This is a genomic window from Pseudomonas sp. 273, assembly GCF_029201425.1.
In the GTDB taxonomy this organism is placed as follows: domain Bacteria; phylum Pseudomonadota; class Gammaproteobacteria; order Pseudomonadales; family Pseudomonadaceae; genus Pseudomonas; species Pseudomonas delhiensis.
Map to the genome: position 1 here is coordinate 1,674,984 of NZ_CP116775.1, position 26,576 is coordinate 1,701,559.

A 26,576-nucleotide genomic window follows, 5' to 3' on the forward strand; every position below is an offset into this window, starting at 1 on the left:
GCATGAGCACTGATAAACAAGAAAAGATCGTGGTAGTGGGGGCTGGTCTGATGGGGACCGGTATTGCGCACGGGTTCGCCAGTTCCGGCTATCCCACCGTGCTGGTGGATACCAACCCTGAGTCGTTGTCCCGCGCCAGGGGCAATATCGGCAAGATCCTCGAGGATGGTGTATCGCTTGGCAAAGTCTCCGCTGAGTCGGCGCAGGCATCCTTGGCGCGCCTGTCCACCAGCGGCGACCTGGCCGAGGCCGCGCAGGGGGCCGATTGGCTGGTGGAAACGGTTTCCGAGCGACTGGATGTGAAGAGGGCGGTGGTTGCCCAGGCCGAGCCGCTGCTCGCCCCCGGCGCAATCATCGCCACCAATACCTCGGCGCTGAGTGTGACCGAGATCGCCGCCGCCCTAGCCAGCCCCGAGCGGGTCATCGGCATGCATTTCTTCAATCCGGTGCACAAGATGAAGCTGGTGGAGCTGGTTCGCGGTCTGGCGACCAGTGACGAGGCGCTGGTGCGTACTCGTGAGCTGTGCGGTGCAATGGGTAAGACCTCGATCGTTGTCAACGAGTCGCCTGGCCTGACCACCAGCCGGATGTCCGCATTGCTCGGCAACGAGGCGATGTACATGCTCCAGGAGGGTACGGCCAGTGCTGAGGATATCGACACGGCTCTGCGTCTGGGTTTCAACCACCCCATGGGGCCTTTGGAGCTGGGTGACCTGACCGGCTGGGATACCCGATTGTCTGTCTTGCGCTACCTGCATCAGACCTTGGGCGAGAAGTTCCGGCCGTGCCCTCTGATTATCAAGATGGTCGCCGCCGGGCGCTTCGGCCGCAAGACCGGGCATGGCGTCTATCGCTATGAAGAGGGCACGCGGGTGCCGGGCTCCGGCCTCAAGGCGAGTGCACTATGAAAGACATAGTGATCGTCGATGCAGTACGTACGCCGATTGGCCGTTTCCGCGGTGGTTTGGCCGGTGTGCGTGCCGATCACCTGGGAGCACTGGTGATTGGCAAGCTGCTGGAGCGCGTAGGCCTGTCGCCAGCGCAGGTTGATGACGTGATACTCGGCTGCGTCACCCAGATCGGCGAACAGTCGGCCAACATTGCCCGAACCGCGTTACTTGGTGCCGGCTGGCCGGTGGATATCCCTGGGCTGACCATCGACCGCAAGTGCGGGTCGGGAGAGGTGGCGGTGCATGTCGCCGCTGGCGCCATTGCCGCCGGGGGCGTTGACATCGTGGTTGCCGGCGGGGCGGAGAACATGAGCCGTGTACCGATGGGGAGCAACCGCGAGATCCACGGCGAAGCTTTTGGTTGGATGGCTGCCGAGCGTTATGAGCTGACCAGTCAGGGTGAGGCCGCCGAGCGTATTGCCGACAAGTGGTCGCTCAGCCGTGACGAACTGGACGACTACGCCTTCGTCAGCCATAGCCGGGCGGCCGCTGCGGCTGATTCCGGGTATTTCGCTAATGAAATCGTCGAAGTACCGGTCGAGGGTTTGCGCGAGCATGGGTTTAGCGAACCTGTAGCACCGCTGCGGGCGGACGAGACCATTCGTCGTGACACGTCCCGGGGTAAGTTGTCGACCTTGAAGACCAGTTTCCGCCCTGAGGGCGGCCGCATCACCGCCGGAAACTCTTCACAGATTTCCGATGGTGCGGCAGCACTGCTGTTGATGTCGGTGGAAACTGCTCAGCGTCTGGGATTGAAGCCTCGGGCTCGGATTCGTGCGTTCACCACGGTGGGGGCTGACCCGACGCTGATGCTTACTGGCCCGATCGCTGCCACCTACAAGGTGCTGCAGAAAGCTGGCCTGGGCATCAGTGATATCGATTTGTTCGAGGTCAACGAGGCCTTCGCTTCGGTACCGCTAGCCTGGATGCATGAAACCGGTGTCTCGCACGAGCGACTCAATGTCAACGGTGGTGCCATCGCCCTGGGCCACCCGCTTGGCGCTAGTGGCGCACGGCTGATGACCACGCTGCTGAACGAGTTGGAGCGGCGCGGTGCCCGTTATGGGCTGCAGGCGATTTGCTGTGCCGGAGGCATGGGGACCGCAACCATCATCGAGCGCCTTGGTTGAACAGATGGAGAGGGCTGCAGGCATAGCGCGAATTTCCATGGTACCGCTGGAGGATATGCCGGCCGAGCTGCGCGAGGCCATCGTGTGGGGGCAGGAAACCCGCATGCTCAGTTCGACAAGGCCGATCCAGGTCTGGGCGCATCGCCCTGGCCTGGCCCTGGCCTGGCTGGAGCTGATGGCCGGCTTCTATCGGGACAGCTTGCTGGACGAGCGCTTGCGCGAGCTGTTGCGGCTGAAGATCGCCAGTATCACCACCTGCCAGGCATGCCAGTTGGCGCGCAAGTCCGATGAGGTCAGCGAGGACGATATTGCCTGCTTGGCGACCGACAGTGAGCGCTTCACTCCTGCCGAGCGGGCTGCTCTGCGTTTTGCCGAACTGTTCGCGGGTGACTACATGGCCATCGACGACGAGCACTACGCACGAATGGCCGAATTCTTCAGTCCGGCTCAGGTGACGGAAATCAACCTCTATTGTGCCCTGATGCTAGCCGGTGGTCGTATGACTTACGTCCAGCAAGCTTATTGAACGCATTGTTCATACGCCTTGGCTGGGCATTTCTTTTCTTGATTTTGGGCAAAATGTAAAAAATCGTTCAGATTTATGCATAGCGTGCCTAATATGCCCGATAGGGCGTGTCCCTCACGGGGCCACGCATACCGGCTACGTACAACAAGAAAGGAGATGTCCATGTCCGCCCCGGCCCAAAGCAACTTGGAGCAAGTCTTCGCCAATGTCGCGAGCAACTACCGAGGTGCCGATATCGATCTGCACGCGGTATATCGTGAGATGCGCGAGAAATCCCCGGTTCTCCCGGAGAACTTCATGGCGCGCCTGGGTGTGCCGTCGATTGCCGGACTTGATCCTGACCGTCCGGTTTTCACGCTGTTCAAGTACGACGATGTCATGGCGGTGATGCGCGATGCCACGAATTTCACCAGTGGCTTCATCGCCGAGGGGCTGGGGTCGTTCTTCGATGGCCTGATCCTCACCGCCATGGATGGACTCGCGCACAAGAACATCCGCAGCCTGCTGCAGCCGGTGTTCATGCCCGAGACAGTCAATCGCTGGAAGGAATCCAAGATCGATCGGGTTATCCGCGATGAGTATCTGAAGCCCATGGTTGCTAGCAAGCGTGCGGATCTCATGGAATTCGCCCTGTACTTCCCCATTCGCGTGATCTACTCGCTGATCGGCTTCCCCGAGGACCGTCCCGAGGAGATAGAGCAGTATGCCGCCTGGGCGCTGGCTATCCTGGCTGGTCCGCAGGTTGATCCCGAGAGGGCTGCCGCCGCACGTGGCGCGGCGATGGAGGCCGCCCAGGCTCTCTATGACGTGGTCAAGGTGGTAGTAGCGCAACGTCGTGCCGAAGGCGCTGCGGGCGATGACCTGATCAGCCGTCTGATTCGGGCCGAGTACGAGGGGCGCTCACTTGATGATCATGAGATCACCACCTTTGTCCGTTCGCTGCTCCCGGCGGCGAGCGAGACTACCACTCGTACCTTTGGCACCTTGATGGCACTGCTGCTGGAGCGGCCGGAGCTACTGGCGCGTATCCGTGAGGACCGCAGCCTAGTGCCCAGAGTCATCGACGAAACGGTGCGCTACGAGCCGGTGGCCACTTTCAAGGTGCGCCAGGCGGCCAAGGACGTCGAGATTCGTGGCGTGGCCATTCCCAAGGGGGCCATGGTCTCGTGCATTGTCAGCTCGGCCAACCGTGACGAGGACGCGTTCGAGCAGGCCGACAGCTTCAACATCGACCGCAAGTCCAGGCCGTCGTTCGGTTTCGGTTTCGGTCCGCATATGTGCATTGGTCAGTTCGTCGCCAAAACAGAAATCAACTGCGCGCTTAATGCCGTCCTCGACCTGATGCCCAATATTCGCCTCGATGTCGGCAAACCGGCCCCACAAATTATCGGAGCGCAACTGCGTGGCCCCCATCACCTACATGTGATCTGGGATTGAGCCACGTGGCCCTGGTCTTTGCGGGGCGTGCTCGATGTGTTCCTGATAGAATATGTAGTTGAACATATTTAAAAAAAGTGTTTAATTTATCTCGGTCGTGCTCTATGATCGGAAACACATCAGGAACCCGTAAGCCAAGGGGAAAACAACAATGAAGATTGAAGATCTGATTCTTGTCAGCGTTGATGACCACGCGATCGAGCCGCCGAATGCCTTTGCACGTCACATGCCGGCCCGCTTCAAGGGGCGCGAGCCCCACGTTGTCAAGCGCGGAGAGCGCGATGTGTGGGTCTTCGAGGAGCAGGCCACCGGTTATATGGGCCTCAACTCGGTGGTCGGGCGGCCCAAGGAGGAGTACGGCATGGAGCCGCTGGGCTATGAGCAGATGCGCCGCGGCACCTGGAACATCAGTGATCGTGTGGACGACATGAACGCCAATGGCGTACTCGGCTCACTCTGCTTCCCGACCTTTCCTGGCTTCGCCGGCCAGCGCTTCCAGAACCACTCGGACCGCGCCGTGTCCCTGGCGGCCATCCAGGCCTACAACGACTGGCACCTGCACGATTGGTGCAATGCCGCGCCGGGACGTTTCATCCCGCTGATGCTGGTGCCCTGGTGGGACATGCAGGCCGCAGCCGCGGAGGTTGCGCGCTTGGCCAAGCAAGGCGTGCATGCCCTCTCGCTATCCGACAACCCGGCGATTCACGGCTTCCCGTCGATCCACAGTGACTACTGGGACCCGCTATGGAAAGCCTGCGCCGACCACAACGTGGTGATCTGCTGCCACATCGGTACCGGCGTCAAGGCCGAGCACGCCTCCGACCTGTCTCCGATCGACGCCTGGATCACCTCTATGCCGATCTCCATCGCCAACTCGGCGGCCGACTGGATTTGGGCGCCGATGTGGAAGAAATTCCCGAGCCTACGTATGGCCCTGTCCGAAGGCAGCATCGGCTGGATTCCCTACTTGCTGGAACGCGCCGACTTCACCCATCGCCATCACAACGCTTGGACCAATTCCAACTTCGGTGGACAGATGCCTAGCGACATCTTCAAGAAGCATTTCATCACCTGCTTCATCGAGGATAACTTCGGGCTGCAGAACCTGAAGTTCATGAACGAAGAGATGGTGACCTGGGAAAGCGACTACCCGCACTCCGACTGCACCTGGCCGAACTCGCCGGAAACGGCCTGGGAAGGCCTGAGGCACTTGCCCAAGGAGACCATCGACAAGGTCACCCACCTCAACGCCATGCGCGAGTTCTCCTACGACCCGTTCGCGATTCTCGGTCGCGAGAACTGCACGGTCGGCGCCTTGCGCGCCCAAGCTGCGCACGTGAAAACCGAGCCGGCGCTGGGCCTTGGTGGCGCCGACCACGGGCGTGCCGATGGCAAGCCGGTCACTTCTGGCGACATCAATGCGATGTTTGCGAAGGCAGACGCCGGCACTGCTCTCTGATAAGGCGCCTACCAGCCCTCTCCCTTAATGTCGGGGAGGGCTGGCGGGTTTCGGCTCACCTGTCAGTGATTGGCCTTGTGCCCCATTTCGAGAGTTCGCATGTCTATCGCTCAATTCACTTACAGCAGGATTCCCCACGAAGCGGAGTTGCTCCGCCACGAGGTGCGGACATTTCTCCAGGACTATCTTGCCGAGTATCCGGCGACCGCCCGGGCGCAATCCTGGATGGGGTTCGATGCGGGGTTCAGTCGCCAGCTCGGCGCCCGGGGCTGGGTCGGCATGGCGTTGCCGAAGCGCTATGGCGGCATTGAAGCCGGTCCTTTCTCTCGCTACGTAATCATTGAGGAGTTGCTGGCCTCCGGTGCACCGGTGTCGGCGCACTGGATTGCTGACCGGCAGAGCGGCCCGCTGATAAACCGTTTCGGCAGCGAGGCGCAGAAAGACCGTTACCTTCCGTCGATCTGCCGCGGCGAAAGCTATTTCTGCATTGGTATGAGCGAGCCGAACTCAGGTTCCGACCTAGCTTCGATCAAGACCTCCGCTCGTCGCAATGACGGTGGTTGGTTGCTCAACGGACAGAAGGTGTGGACCACAAACGCCCAGCACTCGCATTTCATGATCGCCCTGGTGCGTACCGGCGAGAAGCAGGCGGCGCGCCATGAGGGTATGTCGCAGTTCATCGTCGACCTCAGCCTGCCGGGGATCATCATCCGTCCCATCCGAGACCTGGCCGGTGGCGAGCATTTCAACGAGGTGTTCTTCGACAACGTTCAGCTCGATGCGGATGCGCTGATCGGTACCGAAGGCAAGGGCTGGGAGCAGGTCACCGCCGAGCTGGCTTTCGAGCGTAGCGGTCCGGAACGCTTCCTCAGCTGCATGGCCTTGTTCAGGACACTGATCGATGCACTCGGCCACAGTCCGGATGCCCTACAGTGCCGCGAGGTTGGCCGCCTCACGGCGAAGCTGCTGACCTTGCGCAATATGTCATTGGCAGTCACCGCGCAACTGGCTGCCGGCGAGCATCCGACCTGGGCTGCTTCCTGCGTCAAGGATCTGGGCAATCTGTTCGAGCAGGAACTGCCCGAGGTCGCCCAACTGCTGGTCGAGGCCGAGCCTCGCCTAGTTGGTGGCAGCGAACACGCCCGGGTCCTGGCCTATCTGATGCAGATGGCACCTTCCTTCTCTCTGCGCGGTGGTACTCGCGAAATCCTGCGCGGCATCATCGCGCGTGGCCTGGGGTTGCGATAATCATGCGAGAACTATTTGAATCGACCATTGAGCGCCTGCTCGGCAATCTGGCCACGTCGGAATACGTGCTCGGCTGCGAAGGTGGTGCGTGGCCAGCAGAACTCTGGAGCGTCCTGGAGGACTCTGGTTTCACACTGGCTGCCGTACCTGAAGCCCTGGGTGGGGGCGAGGCGGGGTGGGCTGATCTCTATGTGCTGGCTCGCGCCGCCGGCCGTTTTGCTGCGCCAGTGCCCCTGGGTGAAGCGCTGCTGGCCAACTGGTTGCTTGGCAAGGCCGGGCTCGAAGGACATAGTGGCGTCCTCAGCTTTGGCGCCAGCGTTCAACTCAGCCTGCGGCGCGACAAGGTGGATGGCTCCGTGCATGACGTGCCTTGGGGGCGGTATGTCGATGCGGTGGTGGCCGTTGCCGATACCGCTGATGGTCCACGTGTAGTCCTGTTGGACCGTGCCGCGGCGGCTGAACAGATCCTGGCCCTGAACGTGGCTGGAGAGCCACGCGATGGCCTGCGCTTCAGCTCGGCTCCGGTGCTCGCCAGTGCACCCCTGCCGGCGGGGATGCCGGGTGATGTTCTTTTGTTGGGGGGGGCGTTGCTGCGTTCCGCACAGATCGCCGGGGCCTTGCGAGCGCTGCTGGACATGACCTCTGACTACGCCTGCGAGCGCAACCAGTTTGGCCGCCCGATCGGCGCCTTCCAGGCTATCCAGCAACAGCTCGCGGTATTCGCCGAGCAGGCGGCGGCCGCTGGTGTCGCTGCGGAGGCTGCCTTCGTCGAATCGGACACTGACCTGGCCGCCCTCAGTATTGCTGTTGCAAAGGTCAGTACCGCCGAGGCAGCCAGCGTCGGCGCCAGTATCGCCCATTCTGTGCACGGCGCCATCGGCTTTACCCAGGAGTATTCGCTGCACCTGCTGTCGCGTCGCCTGTGGGCCTGGCGTAGCGAGTTTGGTTCGGCCAGCCTGTGGAGCCAGCGTATCGGCCAACTGGCCTGCGCCGCTGGTGGCCAAGGCTACTGGCCGTTGCTTACAGGGCACGCAACCCAATCTCTACCTGGACTCGGGGACATACAGCATGAATCCCTTTCTGCAGATCGAGCGGGACGGCGCCATCGTCACCGTGCGCATGAACCACCCGGAAACCCGCAACGCGCTGACCTCGCCGGAGCAAATCCAGGAGTTCGTCGACCTTTGCGCCGAACTGCGTCGGGATCACTCGGCGCGGGTTATGGTACTGACCGGCAACGGCAGCGCCTTCTGCGCCGGCGGCAACGTCAAGGACATGCGCAGTCGCGAGGGGATATTCGCCGGGTCCCCTTACGAACTGCGTAATACCTATCGTGATGGTATCCAGCGCATCCCGCTGGCGTTGTACGAGCTGGATATTCCGGTGATTGCCGCTATCAACGGCCCGGCGATTGGCGCCGGACTGGACCTGGCTTGCATGTGTGATATTCGCCTGGCGTCGACTTCGGCACTGTTCGCGGAAAGTTTTGTCCGACTGGGGATTGTACCGGGCGATGGGGGGGCTTGGTTGCTGCCACGCATCATCGGCATCCCCAAGGCAAGTCTGATGGCTTTCACCGGTGACACCGTCAATGCCGCCAAGGCTCTGGAGTGGGGGTTGGTGGAGCAAGTCTGCACCCACGAGACGCTCCAGGCCGAGGCCCGGTCGCTGGCACAGCGCATCTCTGTGAATCCGGGGCATGCCCTGCGCCTGTGCAAGCGATTGCTGCGAGAGGGCCAGCACATGCGCCTCGATTCGCTGCTGGAGTTGTCCGCCGCTTACCAGTCGCTGGCCCACCACACGGAAGACCATCAGGAAGCGGTCTCCGCCTTCTTGGACAAGCGCAAGCCGGATTATCTGGACCGTTGAGAAGACCGACTGAACTGGAGTGATAGTTATGCGTGGTGTTTTCCGTGAAGACCACAACTTGTTCCGCGAGCAGGCGCGACGTTTCGTCGATCGCGAGATCGTGCCTCACCTGCATGAGTGGGAAAAGAACGGCATCGTGCCCAAGGAGATCTGGCTGAAGGCGGGCGAGACCGGGCTGCTGTGCTCCACCGTGCCGGAAGAATATGGCGGCTCCGGTGGCGATTTCGGCCACTCCGCTGTGATGATCGAAGAGTTGGCCAGGGCCAATGCGACTGCCGTGGGCTTCACCACTCACTCGGAGATAGTCGCACCCTACATCGTCGCCTATGGCAGCGAAGAGCAGAAGCAGAAGTGGCTGCCACGGATGGTCAGTGGCGAGCTGATTGGCGTGATAGCCATGAGCGAACCTGGCATCGGCAGCGACCTGCGCTCGATGCGCACTCTGGCACGCCGCGACGGTGGCGACTACATCGTTTCCGGACAGAAGACCTTCATCACCAATGGCGGTAATGCCGGACTGGTAGTCACCGCCACCAAGCTCGACCCGGCGGCCAAGGAACTGACGCTGATCTGTATCGAGGAAGAGCGCAAGGGCTTCTCCAAGGGGCGCTTGCTGGAGAAGATAGGCCTCAAGGGCCAGGATACCGCCGAGCTGTTCTTCGACGAGGTGCGGGTACCGGCTAGCAACCGCCTGGGTGAGGAGGGGCAGGGCTTCAAGTATCTGACCCACCAGTTGGCCTGGGAGCGTCTGATCATCGCCATCCGTGCGGCGCAGTCAATCCATACCCTACTGGAAGAAACCATCGAATACACCCGCGATCGTAAGGTATTTGGTAAGCCGGTACTGGATTTCCAGAACACCCGTTTCAAGCTAGCCGAGGCCAAGGCGCAGGCGACCATGTTGCGGGTTTTCGTCGACGACTGCCTAGCCAAGGTTATGCGTGGTGAACTACCGGCGGATGTCGCCGCCATGGCCAAGTTGCTCGGTTCGGAGATGCAGGGCAAGTTGCTCGACGAATTCCTTCAACTGCACGGTGGCTACGGCTTCATGAGCGAATACAAGGTCAGTCGCGCCTGGGTGGATGCACGAGTTGCACGCATCTATGGCGGCACCTCTGAAATCATGAAAGAAATCATTGGACGTACCCTGTAATCGGAGGGCTTCGAGCCAATGACTATTGCTGACACCGAGGCCTCCAAGTTGTCTATTTTTCGCCATGTATTGCTACTGCTGCTCGGTGTGCTTTGCCTGTCCAGCGCCCTGGCCCAAGACGAAGGAAATTATGCGGCGGAGGCTATGCAGGCTAATCGTCTGTTGGACCGAGCTGTTGCCTACTACCGGGAAAAGGGGGAGGCTGCTTTTGCTGCCTTCAGTCGTCAGGGAGAGTTCGTCGATGGCGAATTCTATGTTTATGTCGTCGACACTAGCGGCGTGATGTTGGCCAGCGGAGGGCCGTCGGCGAACTTGGTGGGGCGCAATATCGGTGGCGTGCTTGACGCTGAATTGAACAAGTCCTTCAAGGCGGCGTTGGCGTTGCCAGAGGATGGTGAAACCCATAGCGCCGATTACCACTGGGTGAACTGGGTTGATGGCAAGACCGAGCGCAAGCGAGTGTTTTTCAGGCGTGTTGGTGAGCGGATCTTCGCGGTCGGCTATTACATGCCTCGCTCCAGCAAGCAGGAGGCTATCCAACTGTTGGAGCGCGCGAGTGCCGCGATAGCAGTCAACCCCGCGAAGGTGATCGAGCAGGTCAACAGCCTGGACATGGAGTTTATCCGTGATGATCTGTATGTCTTCATCGTCGACCTGGATACTCTGAAGTTCAGCGCCCACGGTTACAACCTGCGCTTGGTTGGTACTGAATTCCGTGCTTTGCAGTCCGCCGACCAAAAGCGGATCGGTATACAGATGCTCGATGCGCTGAAGAAGGGTGGTGGATATGCAGAGGTGAGCTATCTGTGGCGCAACCCTGCGAGCAATCGCCTTGAGCAGAAGAGCACCCTGCTTCGCCAAGTAGGGCGATACGCCGTGGCGGTCGGTTACTACATACGCCCTGGGACCTGAAGGGCGTTGTGGTACGCGAAGCGGGGAGCCTGTGGAGCTTGTCTGGATGTGCGCTGGTTTCCAGTGACTCCTGGGTTCGTTAGGACGGATGACTCATGATCTATCTGTTCCCCATTCTAGCTTCGCTGATCTGGGCCGGTAGCACGGTAGTCAATCGACTGGCCGTCGGTGCTATCGAGCCGGCGGCCATTTCCTTCTATCGCTGGCTCCTGGCGTTCATCTTGCTCAGCCCCTGGTTGCTGCCCAGGGCCTGGAAGCAACGGCGGTTGATCCGCCGGCACTTCTGGCAGCTGTTTGCCCTCGGAGTGTTGGGCATGGCCCTGTATCAGTCGCTAGCCTACTTCGCCGCGCATACGGTTTCTGCCACCTCGATGGGCCTGATTCTCGGTACCATGCCGCTGCTGACCACGCTGCTGGCATTACCGTTGATGGGGGTGCGGCCGACGCCTTCTGTCTGGCTCGGTTGTCTGGTCTCATTCTGCGGGCTCGCCCTGCTTATCAGTGCCGGACAGCCGAGTCGGCTGTGGCGGGAAGGAATGGGCTTGGGCGAGTTCCTCATGCTCATGGCGTCGCTGTCCTATGCGGTCTACTGCCTGCTGCTCAAGCGCTGGCAATTACCGATAGCGACCTGGGAGTCACTCTATGTGCAGGTGTTCTGTGGCTTGATCGTGTTGCTACCAGCGTTCCTGCTGGCCCCTTCGGTGCAACTGACAGCGCACAACTTGCCGCTGGTGGTCTATGCCGGTCTGTTCGCGTCGGCGCTGGCGCCCGGGCTCTGGAACCATGCGCTTGGGGAGATCGGAGCGGAGAGGATTGCGGTGTTTATGAACCTTACGCCATTGTTCACCGGCTTGCTGGCAGTGGTGCTACTGGGTGAGGAACTGCATGGCTATCACGCTATTGGTGGTGGCCTGATTCTGTTTGGCATCGCTGTGGTACAGGGACTCGTACCGATGCCGCGCAGGGGACCAGGACCGGTACGGGAGGGACGGGACCCAGGTGCTCCGACACCTGAGCCCGCTTGGGGATGATCAGCGGCTGACCTGGGGCTCCAGTTTGAGCAGGCGGATCGCGTTGCCACTGCGAATCTTCTCCCGGTCATCTCCGCTCAGGCCCAGGTTCTCGGTGAGGTCGCCATGGGCATAGGCTCCCCCGAAGTTAGTGCCGTAGACCAGCCGATCCACGCCGACGACCTCCACCACGCCACGGCGCAGGCCTAGCGCATGTACGTCGAGGTCGAAGTAGAAGTTGTCCAGGTAGTCCATCAACGGCCTGCGGTTGCGGGCATCCGGTGCCATGGCCTGGTTCAGTTCGCTGAGGCGGCCGAGCTGAAACACCGCCATACCGCCAGCATGGGTGATGTAGGCCTTGAGTTTAGGATACGCATCCAGCGCACCACCGCAGATCAGGTACCAGAAGAACAGCGTTTCATCGACGCAGTCACCAACGATCGAGGTGGTCTCGAACTTGTCGTCGGTGTGCTTCTCGCCCCAGTAGATGGACTGGTTGAAGCCGTGCACCATGATAGGCACATCCAACTGCTCGATTTTCTCCCAGACCGGAAACAGGCGTTCGTCATGGGTTTCGATACCATTGAAATTGGTACCGCCGACACAGACTCCCTTGGCGCCCAACTGCTGGACAGCGCGCTCGATCTCCCTTGTTGCTGCTTCCGGCTCGGCCAGGTTTGCATGGCACCAGAAGTCGAAATGCTGCGGATCCTGACGGCAATAGGCGGCCATTTCGTCATTGCATATGCGTGCGTATTCGGTCCCGAACTCACCTGCCCAGTACATGAATGCATGAGAGGGTACTGAAACTACCAGTTTGTCTACGCCGCGCTCGGCCATCAGGCGTCGGCGGCTTTCATGGGTCATGCGACCCAGTAGGTTGGCTTCGGCTTCCTCGTCGCTTCGCGCCTTGGACGGCTGCTTGGTGCCCAAGGAAAAGTGACCGACTGTAAAGCCTGTGGTCTTCATGAAGGGGCCCCAGAACTCATGGCGGTTCAGCATTCCCTTTGTCACGAGGTGGGCATGGATATCGATCAGCACGGTGTAGTCCTCAGGGTGGGTTGCAAGGCAGTGGCACGGATTTATAAAATCTTATTTGAACATAAATTAAAAATTTGTTCATATGCTTTCCAGGCAACCATCAAGCCGGCCTTCGACATTGGCTGGCCCAGGAATCCACCGAGCCCGGAGATCAACAATGAATAAGACTTGGTTCGTCACGGGGGCCACCCGTGGTCTCGGCGAGGCCATTGCCAGAGCAGCGCTGGAAGCAGGTGACAATGTTGTTGCGACAGGTCGCCATCTGACTCGTCTCGAACGGGTGTTCGAGCCCTTTGCTGAGCGTGTACTGGCTCTGCAATTGGATGTCACCGAGGCTGGCCAGGCGGCCGCCGTGGTTGAGGCAGCAGTACAACGTTTCGGGCGTATTGACGTTGTCGTGAATAATGCGGGATATGGCCAACTGGGTCCCTTCGAGGAGAACGACGCCGGAGCAGCAGAGCGGCAGTTTGCAACCAATGTCTTCGGCCTGTTCCATGTCTGCCGTGCAGTGCTGCCAACGTTGCGCCGACAGCGCAGTGGACACATCTTCAATGTTTCCTCCATTGCTGGTCTGACCGGTATGGCTGGTGCGGCGCTGTATTGTTCGGCGAAGTTCGCTGTGGAGGGGTTTTCCGAATCCCTTGCCCAAGAGGTCGCGCAATTCGGCATACGCGTAACTCTGATCGAGCCTGGCGCCTTTCGTACCGACTTTCTCGATGGCAGTTCGGCCGCTTTGGGTAGCAACAGCCTGGAGGACTATGCCGAGCTCAGTCGTCGTATCAAGGCGTCGTCGGCGGCTAACAATCACCAACAGAAGGGCGATCCCGCCAAGCTGGGTGTGATGCTTGTGAGGCTGGCCGGTGAAGAGCATCCGCCGCTGCGCTACCTGGCCGGTTCCGATGCCCTGCAAGTAATGACAGGAAAACTGGTGGCGTTGACTCGCGAAGTGGAGCAGTGGCGCGATTGGTCGGCACTCACCGACGGGAATTTCAGCTGAGGCCAGGGAGATCGTTGAGGGTGGGTTCGGCTCTGCCTGGAGCCGGACATTGCCATTGGGTCGAAGGCATCACAGGATTTGTGAAGGAACTTCTACTTGAATCGCGATAACAAGAAAGACAATCGGTTTCGGAGTTACCTGCTGATATTGATGCTGCTGGCTTGTGCCAGGGGAGAGGCTTTGGGGGCACAGGACCGACAGGCGTTGCACGGGATGCGCACTCTGGCGACCCGGGCGGCCGTCAATGCGCTGCTCTACTACAACCTCAACGGCACCCCCTATGAGGCAGAGAACATCGAAGTCTCCACCCGTGAACTGGAGCGCTTGCACGAAATGGCCACGCAAGTGGGGGATGCGTCTCTGATTGAGCAGGTCCGCCGGTTCGACAATGCGGTTGTCGAACTCAAGCACCTGCCACAAAGCATCGCTGACGCTCGCCAGGTTCAGGCAGCTTATACACGTTGGTTGCCCGCTGTCGTTGAGGGGTATTCCAACCTAGAAAGGTTACTGACCGAGCACTACGACGCTGCTCCTGATCCGGGGAAGATGCAAGACGAACTGCACGAGCTAAGTCAGAATATCGGGCAGATGTTGATCTCGTACCAACTGGCGTCCTTTCCGAACTTCGGCGGCGACCTCTGGATTCTCGACGATCAAGCACTCGCCTCGCTGGATAGCAGTATCGAACGGCACTTTGCTGAGCTATCCGCGCGCGGCCACGATCTGTCCACGACTCTGAACGCTCCACAGCGTGACTACCATTTCGTGCGTCCGCGCCTTCTGGAGCCGTCAAGGCACTGGGCGCCGAATGCGGTAGCGCTGTACCTGATGAAAGCGATGACCGCCCTTGATGATGAAGTACGGCGCTTGGGGACTAGGTCCAGATAATTCGCGCGTGTAGTTGCTTGGTCTCTTAGAAACCAGAAATTACCCTACCGGAGGACTGTAATGATGTTTACGCATTTGACTGTGGGCACCAATGACCTGGTAAAGGCGCACGCCTTCTACAATCTTGTTCTTCCCACACTGGGCTACGTCTGTTTGGCATCCATGGAAAATTCCGCAGTCTGGGGAGGAGCAGATTCTCGCTTCGTGGTCCTGAAGCCAACTGATGGCAATGTCGCAACAGTAGGTAACGGCGTAACGATAGGTTTCACCGCCCCACCCGGGCTGCGGTGGATGAATTTCACAAGGTGGCTCTGCAGGCTGGAGGCGTCGATGCGGGGGCCCCCGGTCCGCGGAACTACGGCCCTCACGTATATTCCGCGTATGTACGTGATCTGGATGGCCACAAGATCGTTGCCACTTGTCTGAACCTCGAATGAGTCGGGCAGACGTAGAGTGCATCCATGTGCCGACGTCAGTCGAGGTGTCGCAAATTCTGGCGGATGCCCGGTTGAGCGCTTCTGCCTGGCTAGTCCGGCAAATAGCCTGGTGTTGGGGCGGCTGCTCTGTGTCGATGGCGTCACCGAAGTTCTGGAGCGGGGGGGGGGCACTGGTAAGCCCGAAGTGCTAGGTTGTCAGGTTCAATGGAGTCGCTGTTGAAGATGCTGCGACTTTATTTAATGCAGCGGTTCGACAAACTGGTAATGGTTCAGGCATAGGCTGACGAGCCGGTTTTTTCCACGAGCTTTTGCTGTGACTTTGGAATGGCCTGTTTTCAGCGGTTGAAAAGAATGGTCATGACACTTGGTTTTGCCTCTAGGTGCGAGTACTTGGGGTGATTGTGGCTATGTCAAGTTGTTGAGTGTCGCTAGAGTAATTCTGGCCTGCCGCCAATAGACCTGCCAGGAAGAAACTATGGAAGAAGTCTAAGAGCGCGGCGGCTGTAGTTTTCTTCATGTCGATGGTGGGATTTTTGTAAGTGTTTTCCATGAGTAGAGCAATACAAGGTCCGACAATGCAGAGTACGAAGTACGGCAGGTCGGGAGCGGTTCTAGGAATGCCGCTAATCTGGCTAGAAATCTCCAGTAGTCTCGATATTTGAGCATCACCCTCTTTTTCAAAGAGCTTCTGAAGTCTCGAAGATGGCTGGAATAGTTCTCTTATAAGTATCTGGACATACCATATGTCTTTTGTTGTAATTATGTCGATCAGACGCTCTAAGGTGCGACGCAATTGTATCGATGCCGGGAGCCCTAGGTCAGAGGTAGGGCTCAGTTCTGGAAGGCGATCTATTCGCCTTTTAGCTTCGGAAATAACCTCCTCGTAAAGCTTTGCGCGACTGCCAAAATGGTAATTTATTGAGGCAGAGCTGGTGCCAGATTTCTCTGCAATTAATGCGCTTTTCACTCCTGCCAGACCGTACTTAGCAATAAGCCGACCGGCCTCCTCAATAATGTGCTCGCGAGTGGCAGCGCCGTCTGATCTTGATGAGGAATGACTGTTGGTCACGTGAGTCTCCGCTTTGATCTGCTTTGTGGCCTGATCCGCAACTGATGTGCAGTTAGTTAAGGCTATTACTTGCATTTCGCCGCTCAAACTCCATCGGACGGAGATTGCCCAATATCGAGTGGCGACGGAGGTGATTGTAAAGGTAGATGCAGTCGAGCAAGTCACTTTTCGCATTCTGGTTGCTGGTGTAGTGCGTCAGGTACAGCCGTTCTGCTTTCGGCGAGCGGAAGAAACGCTCCACCTCCGTATTGTCCCGGCAAGCCTCTGGTTGCGAGGGGCTGTGCAGGATGCGAATTTGCCGGGACCAAGGCTAAGTAGTCGTAGGTACAGCCGTACCAACCGTTCCTTCGCCGACTTCAACAACACCATGTGCCTGAGCCCGGCGCTGACCATCGACCGCGAACAGGCCGACCAGATCCTTTCGATCCTCGATGAGGCTCTGGCAGAGGAGGGGAAAGTTTTCTAATGAAGTCCCATGGGCAACGACGGGAAGCGGTGTCGATGGGCTTTGTCAGAGCGATTCCGGTGCTGTCCCTAACATGCCCCCTTGAAGTGAAAAATTCCAGCTCATAGTGACAAATGACGCAAATAGAGCAACGTGGTTACATCTTCACTTTCGCGGTTTCGACATAAAGAAAGTCGATCTCGAAGTAGTCAGATATACATATTTTTCACTCTAGATCACCAAAGTATCTGTGATTTTGCACATACTAACGATCAGGGTGTCTTGGAAGGCGTGGATGTTCCGCTGGGCGGCGGCGTTGGTTCTCCGGCAAGGGTTTTGGCGCTTCTTGATTTGTCAATCCCCCAAACGGCCTTCGCTACCTCTTCAATTTTTGCAACGAACTTGTCGACGTTGAAACCGGCGATGAATGCAAGGGCGAAGAAACCAATCTCGCTTGCGTCGGCCTTTGAGCTCGACTCCAGCACAAGGAGGCCAGCTTTGAGGAATAGAAAACTGACTGCCCCGGCAATAGTGCTGGTGATGGGGCGAATGAAATACCAGATGTGCCAGTCTGGGTCCCAACGCTTATGAACGCATTTGTTTAGGTATATCGCCCGGAAGCAATACAGCGCCCCGCCCACATAAGCGATAGCGCCACACATGAGCGGCACGCGCAATGGCGCGTAGGGGACTGGTAACCAACCTAATGCCATGGCACCTATCGAGTAGGTTGCGAAGATGAGCCAGCCCAATAGATAGAACAGGATCCCTAGGATCATCCATATGTGCTTGGCTGGAGCGTCCCCTGTTACGCCGTTATCACTCATTTTGCTGTGCCTCCCCTATAGGAATATGTTCCTCGATGCGAAGCATGACGATTTGCTGGGAGTCATTCACGGGGTCGCCCGCCTTGAGATTCAAGTTCAGGCGGCGATTGAGGTAGTAGAGCTGGGCTTTGCGGGCACGAAGCTTGGTTTCTCCATTTACCATTTGGTAGTCGTGCTCAATCGCTCGGCGCTTATTAGGGGGGTAAGTCGGATTGGGTCCGATGACTACGTCGATCAATGTTTCCCACTCTGCATCTCGTGGGATAGGTGAGGGGGGGGGGAGGAGTTGATGACCTCTGTAATTCGCCCCAGTACAAAGTCCTTGAAAATGAGCGACCTGAAACAGAATGCTCGGACGTGCCACCGGAAGCCGTCGCTTGCAAACGACGTCGGGTAAATGGTTCGTAGTGTCGGCTCATCGAAGTGAGTCATTGAGCGATAGTCAACGGTGAGCGCCTCACTTCTTTGGATCGCTCTGATCAGATGTATGAGTATTTGCGCGTCGACCTGTCGGGTAGGTGAGGGCAGGCTTGCCACTGGTGGTGCCCACCCAACGAAGCTGTCACTGGCAGCGACCGTACCAGTCTCTCGCAACAGCAGTTCATTGAGGTAATGGCTGCTGCTTGGATTAGTCAGGACGGGCCGAAATGCTGAAGTGGCCACGTAGGTCTTCAGCGTGCGGTCATAGACCATATTGCCTGGCGCCAGCTCTTGATAAGCCGCAAGGTCAAGTGATGCCTGGGGTACCGATATCCGGAAGAAGGTCGTCAGATCAGAGCGGTTAAGCCGCCCCTCCCAAAGCAATCGAAAATCGATGAACTCCAGGCGACGATCTTGTCCCCAGCGTCCGGTGCGAGCTGTTGGACTGGTCATAGGCGTTCCGCTAAAGTAATTGTGGGCATAAAAAATAGTCGCATAAAGTCTAGACGGGTAGTTTTTCTATGCGTATCTTAGCGTGCCTGTTGGCTTTCTCAAGCTCGCGTAGCGACCCGGGGAGGGTTTTATGGCGGCGAAGATCACATTTTTCCAAGTCGGCAATGGTGACATGACGCTTGTTCGTCTCGCGGACACGCGTGTTACAACTATTCTCATTGACAGCAATATTCGTGCAGCAGCTGATGATCCTGATGATGAGACGCCAGACGTCGCAAAGGCGCTTCGCAAGCGGCTGATGATCGACAAGGACGGACGTCCGTTTGTTGATGTGTTTCTGCTGAGTCACCCCGACCAGGACCACTGTCGAGGTCTGATTAAGCATTTCTGGCTGGGTGATCCCGCCGATTATCCCGACGACGATCTGGATCAGGCTGACAGGCGCATCCTGATCGGTGAGATCTGGTCTTCGCCCCTGATTTTCCGTCGTCGCTCAGCAAACCATACGCTGTGTAACGATGCCGGGGCATTCGACAAGGAAGCCCGGCGCAGGGTCAAATACTGGCGTACCTATAGGAGTGCCAGCACCGGCAACCGTATCCTCATCATGGGAGAGGACATCAAGGGTAAGACTGACGACCTTGGATCGATTGTCATCAAGTCGGGCGACAAGTTCAGCCGAATTGACGGAGAGGATTGCTCTGCATTTTTTAGAGCTCACCTGCTGGCCCCGACGCCGCATGACGATGATGAGGCGCTCGAGGAGCAGCTCAGCAAGAATGAGTCCAGCGTTGTCATGAATATGGAGATCTCTCAATCGGCGTATTCGCCTTCTAAGGCTCGTTTCCTGATTGGCGGTGACGCAGCGGTGCTTATCTGGGAGCGCCTGTGGGATCGTTTTGAGCGGTCCCCTGAGACCCTTGAGTACGATCTACTTCTTGCTCCCCACCATTGCTCTTGGCGCACCCTGTCTTACGACAGTTGGTCGGAGAATGGGGAGGACGCCAGGCTCAACGAAGGTGCGCGTAATGCCCTTGGCCAAGCCCGTAGTGGCGCAACCATTGTCTCCAGTAGCAAAGAGATTCTCGACGACGACATCGACCCGCCGAACATTCGTGCAAAGCGTGAGTACAAGGATATCCTGGACGGGGTGGATGGCTGGTTTGGCTGCACGGGAGATCTGAAGGATGAAGCAGTTCTGGAGTTCACGGTGGAGTCGGGCGGTACAGTCAGGCGGGCCACTGTGGCGGCGGTCCTGGCTGGGGCTGCAACGACTTCGGTAGCGGCTGCAGTCGCGCCGCGGGCTGGAAGCGGAAAATGATCGAGTACTTCGAGCTCGGCGACGCTGTGGCGTGCTTCCAGGAGGATGCACTCTATCCCGAGACGATCACGCTTCTGAACGCTTGTCGTGCGAGCCCGCACATCGATGTACGCGAATTGCGGTGTGAGACGATTGATGGGGCTCGCACGGATTACATTATCATTGATGCTGGCGACGGCACCGTAGACTCTGGAAACCCCGCTGGCATTCGTCGACGAGAGCGCTTGGCAATAGGGATCAATCCGCAGTATCGGGTACCTATTTTGGTACACACGCTGCGTAAGGATTTTCCTGCGCTCTCACATCAGCACCCGACCGTGCTTGGGCGTCCTAGGATGCTCTGCTTGTATGATTCTGCATGGGCAGCAGTGCAGCGCGGTTGGACGCCACAGCGCTTCATTGCACGGATGTTCTGGTGGCTAAGAGAGTCGGCACAACTCAAACTACATCGGGAGGATCAGCCTCTCGAGCCGCTTTTCTATATGAGCCCCTGCCAGCTGATTCTTCCTGCCAATTATGCGGATTACATCGCCTCAGATGATCAGGCACTTAACTTTTTGAGGGTGCCGTCAGAAGAATCGATCATCCTTCGGGCTGTACCAGCTGATCCGTCAAATCAATCCAAAGCCGTTAGGGTAATCTCCATCAACGTGCCACCCGTGGATTCAACCGCAGTGGTTGCTCTGCCTGGCACGCTTGGTTCATTGCAGGAGCAGTTGGAGGCCTGGGGGAGCGATCTAGCAGAACAGTTGTACACCAGTGTCTTTGACGCCATCCCAGATGGTGTTGTGCTCGCTGACGGGGCTGGTGAGGGGATGTTGATCCTCCTGTGGGTTCCTCGCACTCGCGCTGGGGCTCTCGAGCGGGCAGATGTGATCGGTTACTTGATGACTTCGTCCCTGCTTGAGCTTGCTGATGCGTTTGAGATGCTTGGTATGCCCGATCAGAATGGTCGTCGCTTGCGGATCGCTCTGCTTGATGGGTACCGGGGCTCTGGATGGCGCTCCCTGCCGCTATTGCCGGTAGAGGTGCGTTCGGCTCTCACTGCACAATTCGCTCGAGAGCTGTCTGCGGTGGAGCCAGAGAGCGCACAGTTCGACGGAGTCTTAGCCGGTGTAGGTGCGCTAGGTAGTGCTTTGGCTGACCTCTGGGTTCGTCAGGGCTGGGGGCGGTGGACGTATGTCGATCCGGATCGGCTCATGCCACACAACCTCAGTCGTCACCTAGCATCCGATGACTGCATCGGCTTTCTTAAAGCTGACGTCATGCGCGCATTTGCACGGGACATTTACCCCAATGAACTGGCGCCAGTTGCCATTGCAAAAAGCATTGTCGCCGATGACGAACAGGTCCATGCCGCATTGGATAAAGCTCAACTCGTCGTCGACGTTACGACTACCTTCGAAGTTCCTCGCGAGCTGGCTCATATGCAGGATGCACCTCGTACGGTGAGCCTTTTCCTGGCGCCGTCGGGGCTTTCGAGCGTGATGATTCTTGAAGACCAGGATCGAAAGCAACGCATCGATGGACTCGAGGGACAGTACTACCGGGCGATTTTGACCAGCGAATGGGGTAGCACACATTTAGCCAATCACTTGGGCGATCGCTGGGTCGGTGGTGGATGCCGAGATATTTCGGTACGGATGTCCAATGAGAGTGTTCATACCCACGCAGGTATTCTGTCGCGTCAGCTGCGGCAGTCGGTGCTTAGGCCGGACGCGCGCCTCTGCATCTGGACCTATGAGGAGCATTCCGGAGCAGTGTCTGCTCATGAAGTGCCGGTATGGGACGTAGTTTCCCGGGAGTCGAACGGCTGGACAATTAAATACGATACTTTCTTGGTCGAGAAGCTCAGGCACGCTCGGGTTGCGGCTCTTCCTAATGAAACTGGTGGAAGCGTCCTAGGTGTCACGGATTTTAAGTCCAAGACTATTGTTGTTGTCGACGTGCTTCCCACTCCGAGTGATAGTCGGGCTAGCTCCAGTCATTTCATTAGAGGGGAAGAGGGCCAGCAAGAGATGCTTGAGGAGGTGCACCGCCGAACTGCGCGAGTGGTGGACTATATTGGCGAATGGCATTCCCACCCAGATGGTTGTTCTTCTCGCCCAAGCCAAGATGATGAGAAATTGCTCGATACGTTGCACCGCAAGATGAGTGCGGAGGGCCTCCCTGCCTTGATGGTCATTGTCGCCAGGGATGAGGAGTCATTCCTTGTGCGTTAGCGCACTCCGCAGGCAAGCAGCGCGCATAGATTATGCTGTAGGGGGGGGATTTAGTCCTGCGCTAGGTGATTGATTGCTTGGAGTTTGGAGGTGTTCTTGAAAGTCTTTTGGTATTTGTTGAACTCAATATCTGGTATGTTTTTCATGGGGACATGCTACTTCAAACCGAAAAGGCTAGGCAGTTTATGCAAGAGGTTGATCGTGGTTATTTTTCGATGATCTCTATAGCTAGGCGTTCGCAAGTCTCGGTGGTATTGGTTTGGGTCGCCAAGGTCTTTGGTGGATTGGCTTTCTTTTCTTTTTTAATGATTCTAATCGCAGGCTGGTTTCGTTGGAGGCTGGATGGTATCGGCTTCGCTTTAGTTACCACGTTTCTTGGGGCTGTGCTACTTACAGGGTCTTTATTTTGGGTTCTCCGACATAGAATAATTATTCGGGAGTTTCTGGGGATTGCCGGATTTTTTGGGGGTTCCTGCCTGATGCTGCCAATGGGAGATATGCTATTGAATATAAATGTCACCCAAGGTATCGCATCTCTGATTGCTCGTGATTATGGCTACTTGTGGGGTGGTGCTATTCCTGTTGGTTTACTTCAAAGTGCTCTTGTTCTGGGGAGTATCTTTATTATATCGCTTGCGTGCCTATACCTGTTTGCCTGGGTGTACGCAGCACCAGTAGCTCTGTTTGCGATTTCTATTGTCGCCATGCCGATACTTTGGGCTCGGCTTAATTTGAGGTTGTTCCCGAAGCGACCAATAGTCCTTTTGTTTTTGGTTGTCTTTTTAATTAGTACTGCTGCTCTTGTTTTCTTCAATTGGGATTGACGTCTAGGTGATGGTTTGCCAGGTTTCTCGTTGAGCCTCGTCCGTGCTGTGCAGATACTTGCTTCTCATTTGTGTTTTCGAACTATCAATCTGTTCACCATCGGCAAAGAGTCACCTAGCTATGATAATGATGAGCTGTTCGTCAATCACGTGCTCAGGGACGATCGTGATGTCTTTCATACGCAGGCTACGGACACCGTAGTCGAGTTCGGCGTGACAATTTTGGCACAGGCAGATACTGATGGATGAATGCCAGCAAAGCTATGCGGAGACGTCGCATCCTGGGCCGAGTTTTAGCAAGAGGCATTGGAAGCGACGACATCTGTACCACAAATACAACAGAACCCACCGAACGGTCGTATGATGGCTTCTGGTTTTAGTTTTAATCTCGTGCTGACTCTTACGCTCACGCGTTAAAGCGAAATACAATCATCTCTCCCGTGGCACACACTTGGCCATTGGCACTCAGAGAAAGTTCTATAATCGCCTTTCTACCCTCCAGAGACTTAAGCTTCCCCTCGAGACTCAACTCGACACAGAGCGGGGTTGGCTTGCGATAAACAACCGTGAGTGTTCCGGTGACAAATCGAATCGCCTCAACCTCGTCGCCCATCTGGCGATTCTCAGCTAGATAGCAGAAGGCGGCTGCGCTTGCGGCACCGTGGCAATCGAGGAGCGATGCAATCAGTCCGCCGTAGGCATTGCCTGGATAACCACCGCTGTACATCGGGTCGGGAAGAAATCGTGCTTGCACCACGTCCCCGATTAGGTAGCTCTTCAGCTTGTGGCCATTTTCATTCTCCGTGCCGCAGTCATAGCAGTGTGCGAACTCCTCCGGATAGTGATCCTGAGTTGCCAACATACCGTTCCTTCTTTTGATTGGTCGTAAACGCACATTGATATTGCCTTCCTGTCGCAACGTATCAGAGCAATCTGCTGGTGGTCATCTATTAAATTGTGAGAATGCGCATGTGGGGACACTTGGATTGCAGCGAGGCTCAGGGCTGTGTGAAAGGTTGTTCGAAGAGCTCATCGGAGGCGAGACAGGCTTTGTGCCTGTTCACTTTCACTCATTCGATGACGGAAGGCAGTATGCCGTCTGTGTTTGAAATGGCTCAATACCGGCCTCGGACCGGTGAATGCCTGAATGCGGCCCAAGCTGTGTGAAAATCTCTGCTGAGTTCTGCCGCTGGTCCGGAGCACCGAAGGGCCGTTTTCGGGGAGCACATAACCCCACCGTGCAAGGCACCTGAAGGAGTATCGTGTGTCGGATAAACGATGTCGTACATGTACCCGAGCAGGAGGTTCTCAATGAAGATCACAGCTATGGAACAGACCGAATCGGTCAGAGATGTCCTATGCGACGTTTGTGGCGATAGCACGCGTGTTGAAGGGTATGGATTGCAATTTGGTACTCTTCGCGCCAGTTGGGGTTATGGCTCGTCCCATGATGGTGAGCGCTATGAGGTCCATCTGTGCGAGCCCTGCTTTTTTAGGGTGCTTTCCGGGCTCAGGCGAGAGCGCATGGTGAGCTTCATGTTCGGCGATGAGGACCAAGAGCTCGTAAGCGAACGGGCATCACACCTTGCCGGCGGGTACCCAGTTATGCGGCAGCAGCTCGGTCAGGGCGCTGGCCTTCTGCGTCGGCAGGCGCATGAGCACGTCCTTCAGGTAGGCGTACGGATCGTGCCCGTTCAGGCGGGCTGACTGGATCAGCGTCATCAAAGCTGCGCCACGCTGGCCACTGCGCAGCGAGCCGGCAAACAGCCAGTTGGAGCGCCCCAGGGCCCAGGGGCGGATCTGGTTCTCGATCCAGTTGTTGTCGATGGGCAGGTTGCCGTCATCCAGGTAACGCACCAACGCTGCCCAGCGCTTGAGGCTGTAGTCGAGTGCCTTGGCGATCGCGCTGCCTTCCGGCACCTTCTGCCGCTGCCCAAGCATCCAGCTATGCAGGCCCTCGATGATCGGCCTGGCCTTGTCCTGGCGCAGTTGCCGTCGCTCTTCGGCGAGCAGCTCTCGCCCTTCACGCTCCACCTCGTACAACTGTCCGATGTACTGGAGGGCCTGCTCGGCCAGTTGGCTCTGGTTGGCGGCATGCAGGTCGAAGAACTTGCGCCGTGCATGGGCCATGCAGCCGATCTCGGTCACGCCTTGCTCGAAGCTGGCCTTGTAGCCGGCGAAGTCGTCGCAGACCAGTTTGCCTTGCCAATCGCCCAGGAAGCTGCGCGCGTGCTCACCGGCCCGGCTCGGCCTGAAGTCGTAGACCACTGCCTTGAGATCGGCGAAGGGACTGGGTGCATAGGCCCAGACGTAAGCCCGCTGGGTTTTCTTCGTGCCCGGGGCGAGCATCTGCACTGGGGTTTCGTCGGCGAGGATAATGTCCTGCTGGAGCAGGCAGTCGCGCAGGGCATCGACCAGGGGTTGCAGTTGGGCACCGCAAGCGCCGACCCATTGCGCCAGCGTGGAGCGCGCGATGGCCAGCCCGGCGCGGGCGAAGATCTTTTCCTGACGGTACAGCGGCAGGTGATCGGCGAACTTGGCCACCATGACCTGAGCCAGTAGCCCGGCAGTCGGGATGCCCTTGTCGATCACCTGCGCAGGCACCGGGGCCTGGATCAATGTTTCACACTTGGCGCAGACCCACTTGCCACGGATATGCCGCTCGACGGTGAAGGTGCCCGGGGTGTAGTCGAGCTTCTCGCTGACGTCTTCGCCGATGCGCTTGAGTTGGCAGCCGCAGGCACACTGGGTGCTGTCCGGCTCATGGAGTATCAGCGTGCGCGGCAGTTCGGCTGGCAGAGGCGCCCGCTTGGGCTGCTGCCGTAGCTCACGCTTGGCTGCGGCCGGGCGCGCCGCTTCAAGCTCTGCCTCGATGGCGGCGATGTCAGCCTCGATCATCTCATCCAGCAAGTTGAGCTGGTCGGCATTGAGCTGCTCGCTACGGCGGGCGAAGCGGTGGCGCCGCAGCACGGCGAGTTCGTGGTTCAACCGCTGGTTGAGCGTTTCCAGATGATCGATGCGCTGACTCAACTGCGCGGCCAGTTGGCGCAGTTGCTCAGGCGTCAGATGATCGAAAGCGGCAGAATTCATGGCGCCGAGTGTGCGAATTTCTGGCCCCCTCGACGATAGGCCATTGGCCTAATTGCACCCCAGTTACAGGAGCCTGATCTCGGCATCAGGCCCAAGACGCTGCCAAGGCAGGCCGACCACCAGGGCCTGCAACTGCTCGGGGCTGAGTTCCAACTGCTGTCCCTGCCAATTGCCCGACCAGACGAAGCGACCCTTATTCAGCCTCCGAGCGGCCAGCCAGATGCCGAAGCCATCGTGCACCAGCACCTTCATCCGGTTGGCGCGCTTGTTGGTGAACAGGTAGGCACAGTGCGGCTGCGCCGCACCGAACACCTGAACCACCCGGGCCAACGCTGTTTCAGTGCCGGCGCGCATGTCCAGCGGCTCGGTGGCGAGCCAGATGCGCTCGATGCGGATCACTTCAGCAACTCGCGCAGGAAGCGGGCGCAGCCTTCAGGGTCGTTGCCCGGCCACTGCACTGACAGCTTGCCGGCCCGATGGGGAATGGCGATCTGGATGGCCATGTCGGCCGCACTCGGGGTAGCCGGCAGGCTCGGGACGAGAGGAATCGGAATAAAACTTGAGGGTACAGCGGGCAGCTGTGCCTGCTGGCGGCGAATCCACTTGTGCACGAGATTGGCGTTGAGGCCGTGGCTCAAGGCTACACCGGCAACCGAGGCGCCGGGCTGGGTACACTCATCGACGACCTGGGCCTTGAAGGATTTGGGATAGGAGCGGCGTTGGCCTGGCACAGGAGATCCTCCACAAGGGGCTTGAAATGGTGTCCACCAAAAACAGGTGGACACCATGCCGCTAGCTGGAAGAACCGGGGAGGTGTGTTGGCCGGACGCTTACAAGAGCTCAGCCAT

At 58.1% G+C, this 26,576-nt stretch carries 26 protein-coding genes and 2 pseudogenes; 19 read left to right on the forward strand and 9 right to left on the reverse strand.

Annotated features, from left to right (window positions below):
• The first annotated feature begins 2 nt into the window (after positions 1 to 2).
• The 11 genes and pseudogenes from PKO50_RS08080 to PKO50_RS08130 all read left to right on the forward strand — a co-directional run bounded on the left by PKO50_RS08080 (position 3) and on the right by PKO50_RS08130 (position 11,715).
• A complete protein-coding gene (locus PKO50_RS08080) occupies positions 3 to 908 on the forward strand; it encodes a 3-hydroxyacyl-CoA dehydrogenase (RefSeq protein ID WP_058490384.1) in 906 nt (301 codons plus the stop codon).
• Positions 905 to 2,080: a thiolase family protein gene (locus PKO50_RS08085; protein ID WP_058490383.1), complete on the forward strand. Its 1,176-nt coding sequence runs from the start codon at positions 905 to 907 to the stop codon at positions 2,078 to 2,080. Before PKO50_RS08080 ends, PKO50_RS08085 begins: the two co-directional genes overlap by 4 nt.
• 55 nt (positions 2,081 to 2,135) lie before the next feature.
• Positions 2,136 to 2,606, forward strand: coding sequence for a carboxymuconolactone decarboxylase family protein (locus tag PKO50_RS08090; RefSeq protein ID WP_225617172.1), 471 nt, complete (start codon positions 2,136 to 2,138; stop codon positions 2,604 to 2,606).
• 162 nt (positions 2,607 to 2,768) lie between these two features.
• Entirely contained in the window at positions 2,769 to 4,043 is a 1,275-nt protein-coding gene (locus PKO50_RS08095; RefSeq protein WP_058490381.1) for a cytochrome P450, read from the forward strand.
• Between the two features lie 151 nt (positions 4,044 to 4,194).
• Positions 4,195 to 5,502, forward strand: coding sequence for an amidohydrolase family protein (locus PKO50_RS08100; RefSeq protein ID WP_058490380.1), 1,308 nt, complete (start codon positions 4,195 to 4,197; stop codon positions 5,500 to 5,502).
• Between the two features lie 99 nt (positions 5,503 to 5,601).
• A complete protein-coding gene (locus tag PKO50_RS08105; protein ID WP_058490379.1) occupies positions 5,602 to 6,750 on the forward strand; it encodes an acyl-CoA dehydrogenase family protein in 1,149 nt (382 codons plus the stop codon).
• Between the two features lie 2 nt (positions 6,751 to 6,752).
• Positions 6,753 to 7,796, forward strand: a pseudogene (locus tag PKO50_RS08110) (acyl-CoA dehydrogenase family protein); the annotation flags it as partial.
• A gap of 22 nt (positions 7,797 to 7,818) precedes the next feature.
• The gene (locus PKO50_RS08115) at positions 7,819 to 8,619 is read left to right on the forward strand and encodes a crotonase/enoyl-CoA hydratase family protein (RefSeq protein WP_058490377.1); all 801 of its coding nucleotides are present in this window, start codon (positions 7,819 to 7,821) and stop codon (positions 8,617 to 8,619) included.
• A gap of 28 nt (positions 8,620 to 8,647) precedes the next feature.
• Positions 8,648 to 9,772 (forward strand): acyl-CoA dehydrogenase family protein, encoded by a 1,125-nt coding sequence (locus tag PKO50_RS08120; protein ID WP_058490376.1) that lies wholly within the window; start codon positions 8,648 to 8,650, stop codon positions 9,770 to 9,772.
• Between the two features lie 18 nt (positions 9,773 to 9,790).
• The gene (locus PKO50_RS08125) at positions 9,791 to 10,684 is read left to right on the forward strand and encodes a cache domain-containing protein (protein ID WP_082816376.1); all 894 of its coding nucleotides are present in this window, start codon (positions 9,791 to 9,793) and stop codon (positions 10,682 to 10,684) included.
• A gap of 95 nt (positions 10,685 to 10,779) precedes the next feature.
• A complete protein-coding gene (locus tag PKO50_RS08130) occupies positions 10,780 to 11,715 on the forward strand; it encodes a DMT family transporter (protein WP_275629297.1) in 936 nt (311 codons plus the stop codon).
• Here the strand turns inward: PKO50_RS08130 and PKO50_RS08135 are convergent, their stop codons facing one another.
• The gene (locus PKO50_RS08135; RefSeq protein ID WP_058490373.1) at positions 11,716 to 12,735 is read right to left on the reverse strand and encodes an amidohydrolase family protein; all 1,020 of its coding nucleotides are present in this window, start codon (positions 12,733 to 12,735) and stop codon (positions 11,716 to 11,718) included.
• Positions 12,736 to 12,892: 157 nt separating this feature from the next.
• Here PKO50_RS08135 and PKO50_RS08140 point away from each other — a divergent pair, with 157 nt between their 5' ends.
• Together PKO50_RS08140 and PKO50_RS08145 are read left to right on the forward strand one after the other, a co-directional pair.
• Positions 12,893 to 13,732, forward strand: coding sequence for an oxidoreductase (locus PKO50_RS08140; protein ID WP_058490372.1), 840 nt, complete (start codon positions 12,893 to 12,895; stop codon positions 13,730 to 13,732).
• Positions 13,733 to 13,828: 96 nt separating this feature from the next.
• Positions 13,829 to 14,620, forward strand: coding sequence for a hypothetical protein (locus tag PKO50_RS08145; RefSeq protein WP_061562285.1), 792 nt, complete (start codon positions 13,829 to 13,831; stop codon positions 14,618 to 14,620).
• Between the two features lie 813 nt (positions 14,621 to 15,433).
• On the opposite strand, the gene PKO50_RS08155 is transcribed toward PKO50_RS08145, so the two are convergent.
• On the reverse strand, positions 15,434 to 16,126 hold the full coding sequence (locus tag PKO50_RS08155) for a TetR/AcrR family transcriptional regulator (RefSeq protein ID WP_181926015.1): 693 nt from the start codon (positions 16,124 to 16,126) through the stop codon (positions 15,434 to 15,436).
• Between the two features lie 130 nt (positions 16,127 to 16,256).
• Here PKO50_RS08155 and PKO50_RS08160 point away from each other — a divergent pair, with 130 nt between their 5' ends.
• Positions 16,257 to 16,592, forward strand: a complete 336-nt coding sequence (locus PKO50_RS08160) for a hypothetical protein (RefSeq protein WP_242425428.1) — start codon at positions 16,257 to 16,259, stop codon at positions 16,590 to 16,592.
• 251 nt (positions 16,593 to 16,843) lie between these two features.
• Here PKO50_RS08160 and PKO50_RS08165 read toward each other — a convergent pair whose 3' ends face one another.
• From PKO50_RS08165 to PKO50_RS08175, 3 genes are read right to left on the reverse strand one after another with little or no spacing between them, the layout of a single operon-like run.
• A complete protein-coding gene (locus PKO50_RS08165) occupies positions 16,844 to 17,398 on the reverse strand; it encodes a hypothetical protein (protein WP_225617171.1) in 555 nt (184 codons plus the stop codon).
• Positions 17,391 to 17,636, reverse strand: coding sequence for a hypothetical protein (locus PKO50_RS08170; protein ID WP_141679811.1), 246 nt, complete (start codon positions 17,634 to 17,636; stop codon positions 17,391 to 17,393). Before PKO50_RS08170 ends, PKO50_RS08165 begins: the two co-directional genes overlap by 8 nt.
• Positions 17,633 to 18,271, reverse strand: a complete 639-nt coding sequence (locus tag PKO50_RS08175; RefSeq protein WP_275629298.1) for a WYL domain-containing protein — start codon at positions 18,269 to 18,271, stop codon at positions 17,633 to 17,635. The genes PKO50_RS08170 and PKO50_RS08175 overlap by 4 nt, the downstream gene beginning before the upstream one ends.
• A 130-nt stretch (positions 18,272 to 18,401) precedes the next feature.
• Between PKO50_RS08175 and PKO50_RS08180 the strand changes: the two genes are divergently transcribed.
• The 4 genes from PKO50_RS08180 to PKO50_RS08195 all read left to right on the forward strand — a co-directional run bounded on the left by PKO50_RS08180 (position 18,402) and on the right by PKO50_RS08195 (position 22,887).
• Positions 18,402 to 19,592, forward strand: coding sequence for a hypothetical protein (locus PKO50_RS08180; protein ID WP_061562284.1), 1,191 nt, complete (start codon positions 18,402 to 18,404; stop codon positions 19,590 to 19,592).
• Positions 19,589 to 21,814, forward strand: a complete 2,226-nt coding sequence (locus tag PKO50_RS08185) for a Mov34/MPN/PAD-1 family protein (protein ID WP_061562283.1) — start codon at positions 19,589 to 19,591, stop codon at positions 21,812 to 21,814. Before PKO50_RS08180 ends, PKO50_RS08185 begins: the two co-directional genes overlap by 4 nt.
• Positions 21,815 to 21,891: 77 nt before the next feature.
• Complete coding sequence (locus PKO50_RS08190) at positions 21,892 to 22,638, forward strand: hypothetical protein (RefSeq protein ID WP_275629299.1); 747 nt, start codon at positions 21,892 to 21,894, stop codon at positions 22,636 to 22,638.
• Positions 22,639 to 22,668: 30 nt separating this feature from the next.
• Positions 22,669 to 22,887, forward strand: a complete 219-nt coding sequence (locus PKO50_RS08195) for a hypothetical protein (RefSeq protein ID WP_145923929.1) — start codon at positions 22,669 to 22,671, stop codon at positions 22,885 to 22,887.
• Positions 22,888 to 23,044: 157 nt separating this feature from the next.
• On the opposite strand, the gene PKO50_RS08200 is transcribed toward PKO50_RS08195, so the two are convergent.
• The gene (locus PKO50_RS08200) at positions 23,045 to 23,500 is read right to left on the reverse strand and encodes a PaaI family thioesterase (RefSeq protein ID WP_116424773.1); all 456 of its coding nucleotides are present in this window, start codon (positions 23,498 to 23,500) and stop codon (positions 23,045 to 23,047) included.
• 449 nt (positions 23,501 to 23,949) lie between these two features.
• Here PKO50_RS08200 and PKO50_RS08205 point away from each other — a divergent pair.
• Positions 23,950 to 24,195 (forward strand): annotated as a pseudogene (locus PKO50_RS08205) (hypothetical protein); the annotation flags it as partial.
• Positions 24,196 to 24,216: 21 nt separating this feature from the next.
• Here PKO50_RS08205 and PKO50_RS08210 read toward each other — a convergent pair.
• The 3 genes from PKO50_RS08210 to PKO50_RS08220 form a co-directional block, all read right to left on the reverse strand.
• Entirely contained in the window at positions 24,217 to 25,728 is a 1,512-nt protein-coding gene (locus tag PKO50_RS08210) for an IS66 family transposase (protein ID WP_042913351.1), read from the reverse strand.
• A 63-nt stretch (positions 25,729 to 25,791) separates the two neighbouring features.
• A complete protein-coding gene (tnpB, locus tag PKO50_RS08215) occupies positions 25,792 to 26,127 on the reverse strand; it encodes an IS66 family insertion sequence element accessory protein TnpB (protein WP_028629613.1) in 336 nt (111 codons plus the stop codon).
• Positions 26,124 to 26,459 (reverse strand): transposase, encoded by a 336-nt coding sequence (locus tag PKO50_RS08220; RefSeq protein WP_275628599.1) that lies wholly within the window; start codon positions 26,457 to 26,459, stop codon positions 26,124 to 26,126. The genes tnpB and PKO50_RS08220 overlap by 4 nt, the downstream gene beginning before the upstream one ends.
• Positions 26,460 to 26,576 lie beyond the last annotated feature (117 nt).